This is a genomic window from Actinosynnema sp. (assembly GCF_052038725.1).
The window spans coordinates 1-1,583 of the sequence record NZ_JBQGCX010000191.1 but is presented as its reverse complement, the minus strand read 5'-3'; the positions used below and the strand labels follow the sequence as shown (position 1 = coordinate 1,583).

The 1,583-nt window shown below is 70.2% G+C and carries 2 protein-coding genes; one reads left to right on the top strand and one right to left on the bottom strand.

The genetic code is table 11. The annotated features are described in order from the left end of the window. Window positions 1–230 precede the first annotated feature (230 nt). Entirely contained in the window at window positions 231–674 is a 444-nt protein-coding gene (locus ACTUAL_RS03520) for a type II toxin-antitoxin system PemK/MazF family toxin (RefSeq protein ID WP_096491881.1), read from the bottom strand. Window positions 675–781: 107 nt separating this feature from the next. Between ACTUAL_RS03520 and ACTUAL_RS03515 the strand changes: the two genes are divergently transcribed. Next, the coding region (locus ACTUAL_RS03515) for a GTP-binding protein (RefSeq protein ID WP_440899248.1) at window positions 782–1,583 on the top strand (802 nt) is incomplete at its 3' end.

The window sequence follows — 1,583 nt, the reverse complement described above, 5'->3', positions numbered from 1 at the left end:
CCGTCCTCGCCCGCAACTCCTCGAACGAGGCCCGCGAGCTCGAGGCGATGCTCCGCCTGCAGGCGCTGCACGGCCTGGTCCGCCACTACCGCTGACCGGTCAGATAAGAACGAGGGCTCAGGACACAGTGGTCCTGAGCCCTTCCGTCTTTTCCGGGGACTCGTCGGGGGACTTCCTGGGGGTTTCCGGGGACTTTCCGCAGGTCGAACGCGTGACAGGTCGAGCGGGCGTCAGCGCCAGCCGTGCCGCTCCCGCACCGCGTCCACGACCAGCGAGAACCGCTCGGGCTCCAGGATCGAGCCCTCCCGGCGGATGTCGTCCTCGGCCAGCTCGAACACCCGGTCCAGCCGCAGGTAGGACTGCCGCCCGTCGCGGTCCCAGCGGCCCGACCCCAGCTCCACGTGGTCGTCGAACTCGGCCGGGTGGTCCGGCGCCCTGCTGGTCAGCATCATCGCCAGCAGCCCGCCGCGCGCGTTGCGGCCCACCACCAGCAGCGGCCGGTCCTTGCCCCGGCTCGCGTCCTCCTCGTAGGGCACCCAGGCCCACACGATCTCCCCCGGATCGGCGAGGCCGTCCAGCTCCGGGGAGTACTCCAGCCTCGCCGCTCGATCGGGTCGGTAGACCTCGCGGACCGCGCCCCGCTCGGGCTTCGGGTCCTCTCCGTTCGCGTACATCCACGGGAGCCTAAGCGCCCGCCCCCGCACGCACCCGGTCCACCCAGGCCGGGGCGTGCGAGAATGGGGTGATTCCCCCTGTCCTTTTCCTTGTGCGAGGAACCTGAGTGAGCACGTTCGCCGACCAGACGTTCACGCCTCCGGAGCTCATCCGGAACTTCTGCATCATCGCGCACATCGACCACGGCAAGTCCACCCTGGCCGACCGGATGCTGCAGCTCACCGGCGTGGTCGAGGAGCGGGCGATGCGCGCGCAGTACCTCGACCGCATGGACATCGAGCGCGAGCGCGGCATCACGATCAAGGCGCAGAACGTGCGCCTGCCGTGGGCCGTGAACGGGACCGACCACGTCCTGCACATGATCGACACGCCGGGTCACGTCGACTTCACCTACGAGGTGTCCCGCGCGCTGGAGGCGTGCGAGGGCGCGGTCCTGCTCGTGGACGCCGCGCAGGGCATCGAGGCCCAGACGCTGGCCAACCTGTACCTGGCGATGGAGAACGACCTCACCATCATCCCGGTGCTGAACAAGATCGACCTGCCCGCGGCGGACCCGGACAAGTACGCCAAGGAGATCGCCCACATCGTCGGGTGCGAGCCGGACGAGGTGCTGCGCGTCTCGGCCAAGACGGGCCGGGGCGTCGGCGACCTGCGGGACGAGGTCGTGCGCAAGGTGCCCGCCCCCGTCGGCGACGCCGAGGCCCCCGCCAGGGCGATGATCTTCGACTCGGTGTACGACACGTACCGGGGCGTGGTGACCTACATCCGGGTCGTCGACGGCAAGATCACCCCGCGCGAGCGCATCTCGATGATGTCGACCCGGGCCACCCACGAGCTGCTCGAGATCGGCGTCATCAGCCCCGAGCCCGAGCCGTCCAAGGGGCTGGGCGTGGGCGAGGTCGGCTACC